This window comes from Shewanella sp. MF05960, assembly GCF_050849305.1.
Classification (GTDB): Bacteria; Pseudomonadota; Gammaproteobacteria; order Enterobacterales; family Shewanellaceae; genus Shewanella.
The window spans coordinates 173,265-188,327 of sequence record NZ_JBOZPS010000003.1; the positions used below are offsets into that span (position 1 = coordinate 173,265).

Consider the following 15,063-nt stretch of genomic DNA (forward strand, 5'->3'; position numbering starts at 1 on the left):
TATTTGGAATTCTTTATGCATTATCATATCCATGCGATCGATCCTAAAGCGCACTTATTTGAAGTCACTCTCACCGTCACCCAAGCCTCACCGTCACAAGTTTTTTACTTACCGGCCTGGTTACCTGGCAGTTACATGATCCGTGATTTTGCTAAAAACATTATCGAAATTGACGCCACAGAAAATCAACAAGCATTAACCGTCACCCAGTTAGATAAGCAAACCTGGCAGGTAAATAACCAGGGTAGCGACATCATATTATGCTATCAAATTTACGCCTGGGATTTATCGGTACGTACCGCCCACCTTGATACAAACCACGGTTTCTTTAATGGCAGTAGCGTATTTTTAGCCGCAAAAGAGCTTGAGTCACACCCGCACCAGGTTACCATAGCCAAGCCCGCATTAGCCGAGTTAAGCCACTGGATTTTAGCCACCAGCATGAACAGAACCGCTGGCGAACAATTTGGTTTTGGTGATTTTAGCGCACCAAACTACGATGACTTAATCGATCATCCCGTTGAAATGGGCGAGCTGAGCATAGAAACCTTTTATGCAGCTGGAGTGCCACACGATATCGTATTAAGTGGTAAACACCGCGCCAATATGACTCGCCTGGTTAAGGATTTAACCGCCATTTGCGAGTATCAAATTAACTTATTTGGCACGCCTGCACCGTTTGAACGTTATGTGTTTATGACCACCGTATTAGATAACGGCTTTGGCGGACTCGAACATAAAGCCTCAACCGCCTTAATGTGTTCGCGCAATGACCTACCTTTGTCACTCGATGCGCCGGTTGATAAAGGCTATCGGACCTATTTGTCACTTTGCAGCCACGAATACTTCCATTCATGGAACGTAAAACGCATTAAACCTGCCGAATTTACCCCATTTGATTTATCGCAAGAGTCGTACACAGAGCAATTATGGGCATACGAAGGGATTACGTCATATTACGATGATTTAATTACTTTTAAGTCTAAGTGCATTGATGAAAAAGGTTATTTAACTCTGCTGAGCCAAATTATGACGCGAGTGTATCGCGGCGAAGGACGCTTTAAGCAAACCCTTAAGCAATCGAGCTTCAACGCATGGACCAAGTTTTACAAGCAAGATGAAAATGCTGCTAACGCCATTGTGAGTTATTACACCAAAGGCGCACTATTTGCGTTGTATTTAGACCTAACCATCCGCATAGAAACCCAGGGCAAGCACAGCCTTGATGATGTAATGCGCACGTTATGGCAACAATATGGATTGCCGCAAATCGGCACCAATAACATGAGCCATCAACAGATTGTTGAAAAACTGCTTAACCGCTCGTGTGATGATATTTTTGCTTATTTAGACAACACCCAAGACATACCGCTAAGCAGCTTACTCGAACAAGTCGGTGTTAGCATGACAGTGCGTGCCAGTGAAGGTACAGCAGATTTAGGTGGCGGGGATGCCAAAGGTTATAAAATCGCCTTCGGTGCCAAAACAAAACCAGAATCACTCGGCCTTAAAGTGTTAGCGGTTAGCCAAAACAGCCCTGCACATCAAGCGGGACTCAGCGCCGGAGATTTACTGATCGCCGCTGACAATTTACAGGTTAACGCCCAATTTGAGCAGCAACTGCAAAGCTATAGCGTAGGACAACAACTCAATTTACATTGGTTTAGACGCGATGAATTAATGCAAGGCCAACTGCCGGTGCGAGAAGCAGTAGCGGACACGATTTCATTAACCATTAGCGATGCCAGTAAAACCGCACTTTGGTTTAACTAGCTGTGGTTTAACTGACAATGGTTTAAGTGATAAAGGTTAAACTCTCCACAAAAAGCAGACACAAAAATGGGTATCAACTGATACCCATTTTTATTTACAAAAGCTGTTGAGCTAAGGATTATACCCTCACCTCATGCATGTGAGTTTGCGCCCAGGCAATGGCTTGGCCTCTGCAGGAAACACCTATCTTTCTAAATGCACGATATAAGTGAGTTTTAATCGTTGATTCACTAACAAATAATTGATTCGCAATATCTAAATTGGTACTGCCTGACAATAAGGCGTGCAGCACTTCACGTTCGCGGATAGTCAACTGATCGCCTTCCACTTCGTTATCATCATTCATCATCGAATGTAATAACTCCTGCGGCATGACACTTCGCCCTTTCATTATGTCGTTCAATCCCAAACTGATTTCCGTTAAGCTGGTGTCAGCGTAAAAAACACCTAGAGTCGTCGAAGGGTGAATAAGAAAACGCGTATCAAGTTGTTTGGGGAAGTTAATAAACACGGTATGGATAGAGCTATATTCTCGCTCAATAAGACGTTGTAATTGATAAGCTTGTTGGATATCGATGGTTGATAAGTCAAAATAGACCACTGAAATAACTTCTTCAGCCAATTTATTTGCCATATTACCGGGCTGGGCGGGAGTTAATTTAACTAAAAATTCTTGCGGCCAACGGCAATCAAGTAAGTCAATGAGCAACTGAGATCGTGACACTAACATCCAATTTACGACTTTAAACATCTCAAACACTCCATGTGAACTGACTAAACGACTTCATTGCCAAGTAATATTCCAACATGTGAATATTACCAATCATCCTCATTGTTGAACATAAGCCAAAAGAGCCATCACCATAAAAAAATAACACTTTAGTATTAATGCTAACTAATTATCTATGCGTAAGGTTATTTTAGTTAACTGAATTCATTAATACCCGATTTTTATACTCAGAAACCATATTAGGCCTAAACCAATAAGCTGGTGATTAAAGCCAGAAAAAGTACGATGGAGGTGGCTTGCCAAAATCTGACTGGATTACGGTTGATGAGAGGCACAAAATGCTTTGGGCGTTGACGAGCACTGGCGGTGGTTAATTGGTGAATAAGCTCGCAAGTGTCGGCCTGGCGCAAATTAGGCTCAATGCTTAAGGCTTTTTTTAGGGCCTGGTCTATCCAGATGGGCACCATGGGATTGAGTTGGTACACATTGACGTATTCTAATCGCGAGAAAGCTTGCCTGGTATTGCATTTGCTGAGTTTGCCTTTAAAAGGGTGTTCGCCTGCCAACATTTCATAAGCAATCACAGCAAGGGAAAACAAATCAGCTCGTCCATCAGCCTGATAACCCAATATCACCTCTGGAGCGGTATAATCTGCGGTCCCCAAAATATGATCGCGTGTCAGTGGGGTGCTAATTTCAGCAACGCCTTTGATATAACAAGAGCCAAAATCAATAATTTTCACCACGCCATCACGGGTAATAAAAATATTATCCGGCTTTAAATCTTGATGTAGCGTTTCTCGGCGATGAAATGCCCTTACGCCTAATTCGATTTGTTTTAGCAGCGCTAGCACATCTTCTACTGGGGCTTTTTTATGTTGAACGAGCCATTGCGCTAAGCTCACTCCTGGGAGAAATTCGGTTAAGTAATACAATGCCGATTTAGGTTGATGTTGCTCTACCACCTTCACGACATGAGTACTGTTTATACGCTGACCAATCCAGCTTTCTAACATAAAACGCTCAATATAAGCCGCATCATCAATGTAATTGACTGAAGGCGTTTTCATGCAAAAAGCGTGTTGCTGCTGATTCTCAACCCGATACACCTGGCTACGTTGAGATTGATGAATAATGTGAGTGACTCGATAACCATCAAGCTTCATCCCGACACTCAACGGAGGCGGAAATGGACGCTGCGATAAATGATGGTAAACATCATCAATGGCTTGTTTCGGCAATTGCTGAACACACAATAATTGCGCACTCAAATTATCTTTACTGCCAAGTTCAAATGCTTTTGTTATCAATTTACGGCAAAACTGCTCACATAAGTCATCGCTTAATTGCGGATGTAATTGATAAAAACTGCTTATCCTTTGCAGTAATTCAAACTCTGTAAATTGATCGTGTATACCGTCTGTGGTTAATAAATACAGATCGTCTTGCTCAACCGTTAATGCTTTATAATCAACATCTAATTTGACATCCATGCCTAATGCACGGGTTAAATATTGATGCGATGCGTTTATTTTTGTGCTGTGATCATGGCTTAATTGAGTTAACTCGCCACGGCGAAAACGATAAATGCGTGAATCACCCACATGTAGCATGTGCACAGTGCACGACTTAAACACCAATGCGCTGAAGGTACATACAAATCCACGCCGTGCATCGCGATAATCTTGCCCTAACCCATACAGCCAACGGTTTAATGCGGTTAATACTTTGGCGCTTGAGGTTTGCACGCTCCAGCTATCTGGTGTGGAGTAATAATCGGCTAAAAAATTACTCACGCTAATCGCTGATGCTTGTGCGCCTCCCTCTGCGGTACTGACACCATCACTTATCACGCTGACGATACCTTTAGTCATAAGAGATACACCACTCGGGATGCGTATGCCTATCGCATCTTCGTTTTGCGATTTATGACCTTTTTCAGAGGCTTGTCCCACTAGCAATTGCAAACTGGTTGCAAAAGGCAGCGTGTCATCTATCACAGGGCTGGCATGTGTATCTAACTTAGGAGGCATAGGTTTCCTGCTGTAATAACGATCCCACTCATACGGTTCGTCTAACTGACGCTTATCAAGGTCACTTCGCCGTCTTCATTCACCTCGGCAATATGACCTTTCGGCTCATTCATAAAGAATAAGGTAATAAAACCAAATACGGCACTCACAGCAATGACATAGAAGAACGTTTGTGTCGACACCATTGAATATACCGTTAAGAAAAACACTGCGCCAACATTTCCGTAAGCGCCTGTCATACCTGCTATTTGACCGGTTAAACGACGTTTAATGAGTGGTACTGCAGCAAAAACTGCGCCCTCACCGCCTTGAACAAAGAAAGAACACGCCATCACCACAACCACCGCAAGGGGGAGTGACCAACTTGAGTCTATTTGTGCTACCGATAAATACCCTATCGCTAAACCAGCAGTTAAAATCAATAGTGTGGTTTTACGACCAAACTTATCACTTAACCAGCCACCGCCTGGGCGAGACATCAGGTTCATAAAGGCATAACTGGATGCCACCATACCTGCTTGCGCCATACCTAATGCAAAGGTTTCGGCAAAAAATAAAGGCAACATTGACACCACCGCCAGCTCAGAACCAAATGTGGTGAAATACAATACATTGAGTACCGCAACTTGCTTAAACTCGTAACGTTCAAACTCTGGCACTTCAACAGAAAAGAGATGCTTGTTGACCTGATACGTTTGATAAAAATCGATTAAAAATACAAAGACTAAACCCGCGTAAATCAAATTTGTCGTATCTTGAGTAAACATGCTGACACCCGCTGGCGACAACTTCCATCCCAATAGCGCTAAGGTGGCATACATCGGCACTTTCATGACTATGAGTAACACTAAATCATTTTTGCTGGTTACCTCTAACCCGCCGCCTTTTTTGGGCTTAAAGTATGTTGAGCCTTTTGGTGTGTCGGTGACATTAAAGTAGTAAACAAACGAAAACAATAAGCTCATTAAACCAGTAATACCAATGGCATAGCGCCAACCGTCTGGGCCACCAAATGCAAGAGCAACCGCGGGTAAAGTAAAGGCTGCAGCAGCTGAACCAAAGTTACCCCAACCGCCGTAAATGCCCTCTGCGGTGCCTAACTCTTTAGCAGGAAACCATTCACTGACCATACGAATACCAATCACAAAACCGGCACCAATAAAGCCAATTAAAAAACGGGCTAATGCGAGCTGTTCAAATGAATCGGCAACGGCAAACATAAAGCACGGAATAGAACAAATGGCGAGTAACGCCGAATAGGTTATCCGCGGTCCGTATTTATCGGTCACCATCCCGATAATAATCCGCGCAGGAATGGTTAAAGCAACGTTGAGGATCAACAAGGTTTTAATTTGTGCGGTCGTCAGCCCTAAGCTGTCGGCAATCACACTCACCAGCGGTGCGGCGTTAAACCACACCACGAAGGTGATAAAAAAAGCCATCCAGCTTAAATGCATAATCTTCATTTTGCCGTTAAAAGAAAATAACTTAAATTTTTCAGCACTCATCGTAATACTCCTTATGCTTTGGCTAATACAAGGACATCTCCCTGTTCAGTTTTAATATCAAACGGACTGGCAATTAATGACGTATCTTCAATGCACACGCCTGTGGTTAATCGATAATGTTGTTTGTATAACGGCGATGCCACGCACAGTTCACCGTCCATTTCACAAATTAATCCGCGAGCTAATAAGCCCACGCCTGAGGCGGGGTCGACATTATCGATGGCATACAAACCATCTTTGCCTAAGTTAAAAATAGCCACTGCCTTTCCGGCAACCCAGGCAGCAACACCTGTGCCTATGGGTAAGCTTGTTTCTTCACACACATTAATCCAACTCATGCTAATACCTCATCTGCTTTTGCTTGTTGCTCAGTGGTTTGCTGCTCGGTAATTTTTTGCTCAGTAATCTGTTTAATCGCAATGTTGCCTGCACCGGTATCTTTACCATTAGGGAAGCGCTGATCGCGCACTCGTTGGTATGCATTAGCATCTGCAACAGGTGCCTGGCTTGGGTTAACAAACTCATTAAAGCGCGCTAAGAATGCCGGTTGTTCAAGACTGGTTTTCCATTCACATTGATACGTTGCTGCAATCAACTCCATCTGTTGTTCGAGGGTTGAGTTGATCCCCAGCGCGTCATCAATGACCACTGATTTTAAATATGCTAAACCACCTTCTAATGAATCCATCCAGGTAGAGGTGCGCTGCAGTTTGTCGGCGGTTTTAACGTAAAACATCAAAATACGGTCGATGTATTGATAAAGCGTTTCGGTCGATAAATCGGTAGCAAACAAATCACCGTGACGTGGACGCATACCGCCATTGCCTGCCACATAGAGGTTCCAACCTTTGTCGGTTGCGATAATGCCGATATCTTTACTTTGTGCTTCGGCGCATTCGCGAGTACATCCCGATACGGCAAACTTCAATTTATGCGGGCTACGTAGGCCCTTGTAACGATTTTCTAAATCGATGGCAAAACCCACCGCATCTTGCACGCCATAACGGCACCAGGTACTGCCGACACAAGACTTAACCGTTCTTAAAGACTTGCCGTAGGCGTGTCCCGTTTCAAACCCTGCATCAATGAGTTTTTGCCAAATTTCAGGTAATTGTGACAAGGTTGCACCAAACATATCGATACGCTGCCCACCTGTGATTTTGGTATATAAGTCATACTCTTGAGCAATCTGCCCCATTGAAATCAACTTGGCTGGGGTAATTTCGCCACCGGCAACCCGTGGCACAATAGAATAAGTGCCGTCTTTTTGGATATTGCCTAAATACGCATCATTGGTGTCTTGCAGCTGAACATGGCCGCTGTCTTGGTTTAATACATATTGGTTTTGTAAACTGGCAAAAATCGAGGCGGCTGCGGGTTTACAAATATCGCAACCATACGTGTGGCCGCTTGCTGAAGGTTTGCCGTGTTGACGCATTAATGAATCAAAGTCATTAATGCCTTCCACTTGGCATAGGTGATACAAAGCTTGTCTGTCGCGATCAAAATGCGCACAAATACCGGCATTAAAATCAAGCCCAGCAGCTTGCAAGGTTTGATCAATAATTTTTTGCACTAATGGCGCACAACCGCCGCAACCCGACGCTGCGCGGGTACACGATTTAATTTCAGCCATCTTATGATTGCCAGCTGAAACCGCTTCAACAATGTCGCCTTTCGTCACTTGATGACAAGAACATACAATAGAGGTGTCTTTTAAGTCGGCTTCATCTTCAGCACCCGCAAGTAATAACTCAACTGCAGAGCCTGCAATTTCATCCTGAGACAAATACAAATCCAGTAAGCGGCTGTAATCGCTATTGTCGCCAATGAGTACCGCGCCTTTTAAATACTTACCACTGTCATCAAGCCAGAGCTTTTTATAAATACCCGTTTGATTATCAGACAACTCAACAAATTGAGCATCCTCAAAACCACGGCTTGCGCCAATAGCGGCCACATCGACGCCTAAGAGTTTAAGCTTGGTACTCATATCAGCACCGGTAAACGATTGGCTTGGGGAGCTTGATGATAATGAGGCAATATGTGAAGCAACAACACGTGCCATTTGATAACCGGGTGCCACTAAACCAAATATTTTTTGTTGCCATAATGCACATTCGCCGATGGCATACACATCGGGAGCTGATGTTAGGCAGTGATCGTCAATTTCAATACCGCCACGCTCACCAATGCTGATATTTGACACGCGGGCTAAAGCATCCTGTGGGCGAATACCGGCAGAAAAGACAATCATGTCGGTTTCAAGAAAAGATTCATCATTAAATGTCATGCGGTGCAGTGCAGTTTCACCATCAATAATGGCGGTCGTTGCTTTTGAGGTATGCACACTCACCCCGAGCTGCTCGATTTTACTGCACAGCAATTCACCGGCTTTATCATTAAGCTGAACGGGCATCAATTGTGGCGCAAACTCGACAACATGGGTTTTCACCCCAAGTTGCATCATGGCATTTGCCGCTTCTAAGCCCAGTAGTCCGCCGCCGACAACCACCCCGACCTGACTATTTTTCGCCGCTGCTTGAATAGCCTCAAGATCTTCAATGGTGCGATAGACTAAACATTGAGCGCGATCGTTGCCTTGTATTGGCGGCACAAATGGAAACGAACCAGTCGCCAAAATTAATCGGGTATACGAGTAACATTCACCTTGGGCACTTGTGACGGTTTTCGCTGCGATATCAATCGCCGTGATGGGAGTATTTAAATGCAGATTAATGCCCCAATCTTGATAATCCTGCGCACTGGTTAGCATTAACGGATCGGCACTGCCTGTCTCAAAATATTTAGATAACTGCACTCGGTCATAGGCTGGACGAGGCTCTTCGCCAAACACATGTACTTCAAAGGTTTTATTCAGCCCTAGACTGCATAATTGCTCAATAAAGTGATGACCCACCATGCCATTGCCAACGACCACTAATTTGGGTTTTGAGACTGTCATTTCCTGCTCCTTCATGCCTTGGATGGTAAAAAACAAAATGGCGCCAACTCCTGTTAAAGAGTTGGCGCCATTGCCAGTTACAATCCCGATTTTTTTAAATTTTACTGTTCGTGCTTTTATGGGTTATGTCCCATTAATGCGTTGCAGTATCATACTGTGATGTTGCAGACTCTATGCCAACAAATAAAACTATGTAATAAATTGATTTATAAAGACTTTAAATATTCAACGTTAACTTTGTAGTGATAACACGTCCTTTTTAGGCTCAACCGCACCAACATTGGGCGCACCATCACTGTTCAATGTTATTTACTCCGCCAAACGAGCACGGTCAGATTGGCTAACCAGCGCAATAATTTGCGCGGACATTTGCGCCATCGACATGCCTTTTAACATCGCTTGCTGCTGTATAATCTGGTGTGCTTTAGTTTCATCAAACCCTTGTTGCATCACAATCAACTTAGCCCTACTCAGCAATTTAATGCTCCGGATCTCGTCGTCTAATTTTTTAAATTCTGCGAGCGTTTTACTGGCGGCATTAAAGCGAATTTGTGCCAAACTAATCACGCTGGTTAACCGGTTCACCGTTAACATGTCGGGAATAAAAGTGATTCGTCCGCAATCAAGTAATTGTGACAGTACATCTTGTTGCCATGACTTGGCATTAACAATAATCACCATAGGTTTAATGGCCAAAGTGCGTTGTATTAACCCCTGAATTTGACTATGCAATTGGTCAGTTAGAATAAGTAAAGTATCAACATGTTGTTGATGTAAACGTTGCTCAATTTGACTAATTGACGTCAACACACTGACATGCCCAAATGCCGCCAAACAAGCTTGGTATTGCACCACATCACAATCAACGACAGGCACCAGTGAAAAGCCTGCATCACAAAAAATTAAACTGCGCATGGTCGCTCCTTTTTGTGCCATTGAGCCAATAGGTTATTCGCATCACTCAAACGATTTGCCCAACACTGCTGGCTTAAACTAATGGCCTGCTCTACCGTCAATGATTGTTGCGAACCGCCCGCCATATGGGATTGCTGATTCAGTAACAGTATTACGGCAGTTAATGTCGCGCTAATACTACTCAATGCTTGCTCAATCATGGTGCGCGACATAACACCACTAAGCTCAGTTGCCAATAATGGCTGAGTTTCGCGCCATAACAGCGCAAGTATGTCGCTAGACAGGTCAGCCTGACCCACTTTTGCACCACAAAAGCCTGCTAATAATGTCGGAATAGTCGAGCTAGACACGGTTACATTGGCCGCTTTTTTACTGACGACTTTCATTAACGTAGCCACTCTGGGGTTAAATTCTGTTTCGCCTTGCAAGCCTTTAAAAATCGCAACATGACCGGGTGGATATTCATTATTAGCAAATAATGCTTCGCTGACCTGTTGATGCAAATCATCTAAGCCTGGGTGAAAATAACTGCGCAAACTGATTGGAGCGTTACTTGGATTAATACAGCGTGCAGCGGTTTGAATGACGCTGCGTAATCCCAATTCTTGATGCAATTGACGACAATCATCTAACACGGGGGCTAAGTCACCTGCGCGCACATAGACAATACCGTCAGACGCTAATGCTAACGCTGCACTTTGAGGGGTGGTGCAACACCGAATACTTAATGCATCTAAACATGACTCAACATGACGGCGATGCGGTAACGCTTGGCTATCGCCATGCAGCATCACACGGACACCTTGCTTAGCCAGCAATGTTGCCACCAGCAATAACCAAGGTAATTGTTCACGTTTACCTGCATAAACAGGCCAATCAATATCGACTGATAAAGACTGCCAATCACTATGTAACGTATGACGTAATCCCGCGACTATTCCGGCAACTTCATCCACGGTTTCGCCGCGAACTCGCATAAGCATCATTGCGCTCGCCATTTGCACTCGCGTGGCATGCCCTAACGCAAACCCTTCGAGTAACAGACTTGCTTCTGCAAACGTTAACGAACGAGATCCCTTTTCGCCTTTACCCAACGCTTTTATCAATAACCGAAAATCAAATGTTTCGGCAGATGTCAGGGTTAATTCACCTATTTTAGGCATACAGCGCCTCATATTGTGTATTGACCTGTGAAGATGACAAGTCGATATCATCAAGTAAACAGGCAAGTTGCTGGCCGACACTGACCACCTCGCCAATAATGATTAACGTGGGTCCTGAGTCTTTAATGGTTAACGCTGCATCAGCCATTGAAGTCACTGTCGCAAACGTTACAATTTGATTAGGCCGACCTCCATTAGTGATAAATGCGACAGGTAAACTGGCGGTGCATTGTGCTGTAAGTAAGCCAGTTGCAATACGCGACGCTTGCTCTTTTCCCATATAAAAAACCAAGGTCGACTGCGCAGCTAATAATGCTTGCCACTGGCTAGGCGCAACAGCGTTATCAACATCGGTCATTTTTGTGCCAGTGATCAGCGTGACACTGCGAGCCATGCCGCGAAACGTCAGTGGGATCCCTGTGCTTGATGCACAACCTAAAGCAGCAGTGACGCCGGTAATAAATTGTGAACGAATACCCTGCTTGGCGAGATAAAGCGCTTCTTCAGATCCACGGCCAAAAATATGTGGGTCGCCACCTTTTAAGCGCACCACTTTCAAACCTTGTAGCGCAAGCTTGAGTAATAGCGCATTGATATCATCTTGTTTAATACTTGGTTGGCCGCAACGCTTACCGACAAAGTGACGCTGACAATGTGTATCAACTAAAGTCAAAATATCGCTACTCACTAGGCTGTCGTAAACTAATGCATCTGCTTGGGCAACAATACGCGCAGCTTTTATGGTCATTAAATCGAGTTGACCACACCCAGCACCAACAATGGCAACCTCACCCGCTTGCAGCGCATCGGCACAAGCGACGCCAACAGAGTTAACACCTTTGATTAATCCATCTACCATATTCATTAGGCGACATCCTCTTCTGTTACAGTTGCGTATTCAAGTTCGATGTACGATAAAGCCTGTTGCCAATGGTTTTGGGCACATTGCTTCACTTCACTATTACAGCTGCCACATTGTCGACCACACCCTAAGCTTGATTGCGTAACATCTAATGCCTTATTAAATTGCAGATGTTGCTTACCATCATGAAATATTTGTTGGTCAAACTGCGCATTTATCTCATCAGCAATTTGTGCATCAGTCACCCCGGTACAGGCACAAATTAACGGGCTATTACCGGCATTAATTTGTTGATGTAACTGCTTTATAAACGTGTTGTCGACGGGTTTTCCAATAAAGGCATTCAGCGGCTCAACGGCTAGGTTAACCCGAGTGTGAGACAGCACTTTTATCGCGCTAACAATGCCCTTTTCCATATTGCATTGCACATGCAGGCGCTGGCCATGAACATTCGCTGACCAGGCAAGTGAGTGGGCAGTAGCTTGATAAGCAAACCCCTCCTCTGCATCAGTAAATCCGACGTGATGACATATTCCGGTGGTTAATGTTTGAGCGACTTGCCAGCATAAACCTTGCGCTTCAGGATCGTGCAAACCAAACACCACACCTTGCAATGCCAGTTCGACAGGCTTCAGTACCACATCTTGACACTTATATCCGGGTTGCTGCGATACTGGGTCGACTCGGCTATCGAGGTATTGATTAACCCCTTTGCCCAATGAGAATTGCTTAGACCAATGCATGGACATCAACGCCATCTCAAGCGGTATATTTTGATCAACCACCACCCTGGCCAGAGCAAATGACGTAGATTCTTTGTCTACGGCGGAGCCGATGGTCACAAGGTCGCCATCTGCAATAGAAAAGCTTGCGAGGTTATCAGGATGAAGTTGTATTACAGGCTCAGGAATACTTGCTCGTAGACTCGCAATATGACCTGTGCGAGTCATGGTGTGCCATTGATCGCGACTGCGGCCACTGTTAAGTAATACGCTAGCCTTTTTGGCTACATTTGCAGCCACTTGCGTTACTGTCTTCGCGGGGAAAATGAATTGTGCTTTTCCTGTCGGCGTAGCAAATACGCCATCACTAAATACTCGCAGCCCTTGCTGACCAATGTGTTCAGCTGATGCTATTGGCCACTGAGTCGGTCTTAAATCGTCATATTCTTGTTGGCTTAAATCGGTTAACCCGCTTATATCAAATATCTTATTGGGAAATGCCTGTTTAACGTTTGCCGACAACGCGGCAAACTCACGAAACACGCTAGCACTGTTGTCAAACTCAAATCCTTGAAAACCCATTTTTTGCGCCACTTGGCTTATGGCCCACCAATCCGCTTTGCTTTGTCCTTTTGGGGTAATAAAGCCTCGCTGACGGCTTATTGTGCGTTCACTGTTGGTCACTGTTCCGCACTTTTCAGACCAACCTTGAGCGGGTAATAATATGTCTGCAAATTTTGCGGTATCAGAATCAGGGCTTATTTCAGACACCACCACAAAAGGACAATCGGCCAAGGCTTTAGCAATTTTATTACTGTTAGGCAATGACACCACAGGATTGGTGCCCATAATCCAAATGGCTTTTATTTTACCGTCAGCTAAGGCATCAAACATGTCGACAGCGGCTAAACCTTTTTTGTCAGCAACGGTATCGACCTGCCAAAAATCGGCGAGTAGTTCACGTTCCGATTGAGAAAATCCCATATGACAAGCCAGTTGAGTCGCTAAGCCCCCTACTTCGCGACCGCCCATCGCATTAGGTTGACCCGTTAATGAGAAAAAACCGCATCCGGCTTGGCCAATATGCCCTAAGGCTAAATGGCAATTAATAATCGCATTCGTGGTGTCAGTGCCAATAACAGACTGGTTAACGCCTTGGCATGATGCTGTCAGTATGGCTTTATGTTGAATAAACAATTGATAAAATTGTTTCAATGTTGACTCGGTTAACCCCACTTGCTTTGCAAGGCCAAGCAGATCTGTACTCAATTGTTTGGCGTGACTTACCACAACATCAAAACCGTCGGTATGCGCATTAATGTATTCATGATTAACACGTTCATTATCCGCCAAATAGCCTAACAAACCGTGGAACAAGGCTAAATCGGCCCCTGGCGTAATCGCTAAATGAAGGTCAGCTTGTTTTGCTGTCGCGGTTGTAACTGGGTCTATAACCACTAACGTTGTGTTATTGGCTTTTTTTGCTGCCAATATCCGTTGAAATAACACAGGATGAGTCCAAGCGGTATTCGCACCAATTAATACAATGACTTCGGCATGTTCAATATCGTCATAACAACCTGGCACTACATCTTCACCAAATGCGCGCTGCATAGCACTCACAGCAGATGACATGCATAAACGTGAATTAGTATCGACATTTGCCGTTTTTAAATAGCCTTTGGCAAATTTGTTTGCTACATAATAATCTTCGGTGAGTAACTGGCCTGAAAGATAAAGTGCAACAGAATTGGCTTCGTACTGGGCGATAGTTTGCGCAAATTTATCAGCAATTAACGAACTGGCCTGATCCCACGAAATGGGTTTACCTGAGCGTAAAACAGGATAACGCAGCACATTGGGTTGCGCTAAACTGTCAAGTAGTCGCTCACCTTTTGCACACAAGTGACCATAATTTGCAGGATGATGTTTATCACCGATTAAGGTTAAAGAAGACACATCAACGTCAACCCAATCGGCTTGAGTCGAGGACACGCTAACGCCGCACCCGACACCACAATAAGCACAACTTGATTGGATTATTGACATACATTGACCCTTTCACATTAACCATTTCATGATGGTATTACTGCGAAAGCTGTGCCAAAAAATTAACTTACTGATTTAACTTAGAAATAGAAAAATAGACTGGTATTCAACGCTACATTTGCGCAACATAAGTGCAAACGCATGCACTTAAAGCGCGCATCTGTTTGAAAACAAAAGAAATTAAATACCTACAAAGAGGTAGGGATATCCATCCGCATTATTAAGTGACCACTCAGAATGCGCCCAGCGGTTTTTGATTAAGGCGTCGCTATCTCTATTGTGGCTTGATGGTTGCTCCCCCTTCAAATAGCGAGAAAGCAGATAAAACTACTGAGGAATTCAT

At 44.3% G+C, this 15,063-nt stretch carries 10 protein-coding genes; 1 reads left to right on the forward strand and 9 read right to left on the reverse strand.

Translation table 11 applies throughout. The annotated features are described in order from the left end of the window. Window positions 1-15 precede the first annotated feature (15 nt). Window positions 16-1,773 (forward strand): M61 family metallopeptidase, encoded by a 1,758-nt coding sequence (locus ACROAE_RS04185; protein ID WP_432399682.1) that lies wholly within the window; start codon window positions 16-18, stop codon window positions 1,771-1,773. Window positions 1,774-1,891: 118 nt separating this feature from the next. On the opposite strand, the gene ACROAE_RS04190 is transcribed toward ACROAE_RS04185, so the two are convergent. The 9 genes from ACROAE_RS04190 to ACROAE_RS04230 form a co-directional block, all read right to left on the reverse strand. Next, complete coding sequence (locus tag ACROAE_RS04190) at window positions 1,892-2,524, reverse strand: LuxR C-terminal-related transcriptional regulator (protein WP_432399683.1); 633 nt, start codon at window positions 2,522-2,524, stop codon at window positions 1,892-1,894. A 224-nt stretch (window positions 2,525-2,748) separates the two neighbouring features. After that, a complete protein-coding gene (locus ACROAE_RS04195; RefSeq protein WP_432399684.1) occupies window positions 2,749-4,536 on the reverse strand; it encodes a protein kinase domain-containing protein in 1,788 nt (595 codons plus the stop codon). A 41-nt stretch (window positions 4,537-4,577) separates the two neighbouring features. Further along, a complete protein-coding gene (locus ACROAE_RS04200; RefSeq protein ID WP_432399685.1) occupies window positions 4,578-6,044 on the reverse strand; it encodes a NarK family nitrate/nitrite MFS transporter in 1,467 nt (488 codons plus the stop codon). Window positions 6,045-6,055: 11 nt separating this feature from the next. Further along, window positions 6,056-6,382, reverse strand: coding sequence for a nitrite reductase small subunit NirD (gene nirD / locus ACROAE_RS04205; protein ID WP_432399686.1), 327 nt, complete (start codon window positions 6,380-6,382; stop codon window positions 6,056-6,058). Continuing rightward, the gene (nirB, locus tag ACROAE_RS04210) at window positions 6,379-9,009 is read right to left on the reverse strand and encodes a nitrite reductase large subunit NirB (RefSeq protein ID WP_432399687.1); all 2,631 of its coding nucleotides are present in this window, start codon (window positions 9,007-9,009) and stop codon (window positions 6,379-6,381) included. The genes nirD and nirB overlap by 4 nt, the downstream gene beginning before the upstream one ends. Before the next feature lie 309 nt (window positions 9,010-9,318). Next, a complete protein-coding gene (locus ACROAE_RS04215; RefSeq protein WP_432399688.1) occupies window positions 9,319-9,924 on the reverse strand; it encodes an ANTAR domain-containing response regulator in 606 nt (201 codons plus the stop codon). Next, window positions 9,912-11,087, reverse strand: a complete 1,176-nt coding sequence (locus ACROAE_RS04220; RefSeq protein WP_432399689.1) for a glycosyl transferase — start codon at window positions 11,085-11,087, stop codon at window positions 9,912-9,914. The genes ACROAE_RS04215 and ACROAE_RS04220 overlap by 13 nt, the downstream gene beginning before the upstream one ends. Further along, window positions 11,080-11,952: a uroporphyrinogen-III C-methyltransferase gene (gene cobA / locus ACROAE_RS04225; RefSeq protein ID WP_432399690.1), complete on the reverse strand. Its 873-nt coding sequence runs from the start codon at window positions 11,950-11,952 to the stop codon at window positions 11,080-11,082. The genes ACROAE_RS04220 and cobA overlap by 8 nt, the downstream gene beginning before the upstream one ends. Continuing rightward, entirely contained in the window at window positions 11,952-14,720 is a 2,769-nt protein-coding gene (locus ACROAE_RS04230; RefSeq protein WP_432399691.1) for a nitrate reductase, read from the reverse strand. The genes cobA and ACROAE_RS04230 overlap by 1 nt, the downstream gene beginning before the upstream one ends. Between the last annotated feature and the right edge of the window lie 343 nt (window positions 14,721-15,063).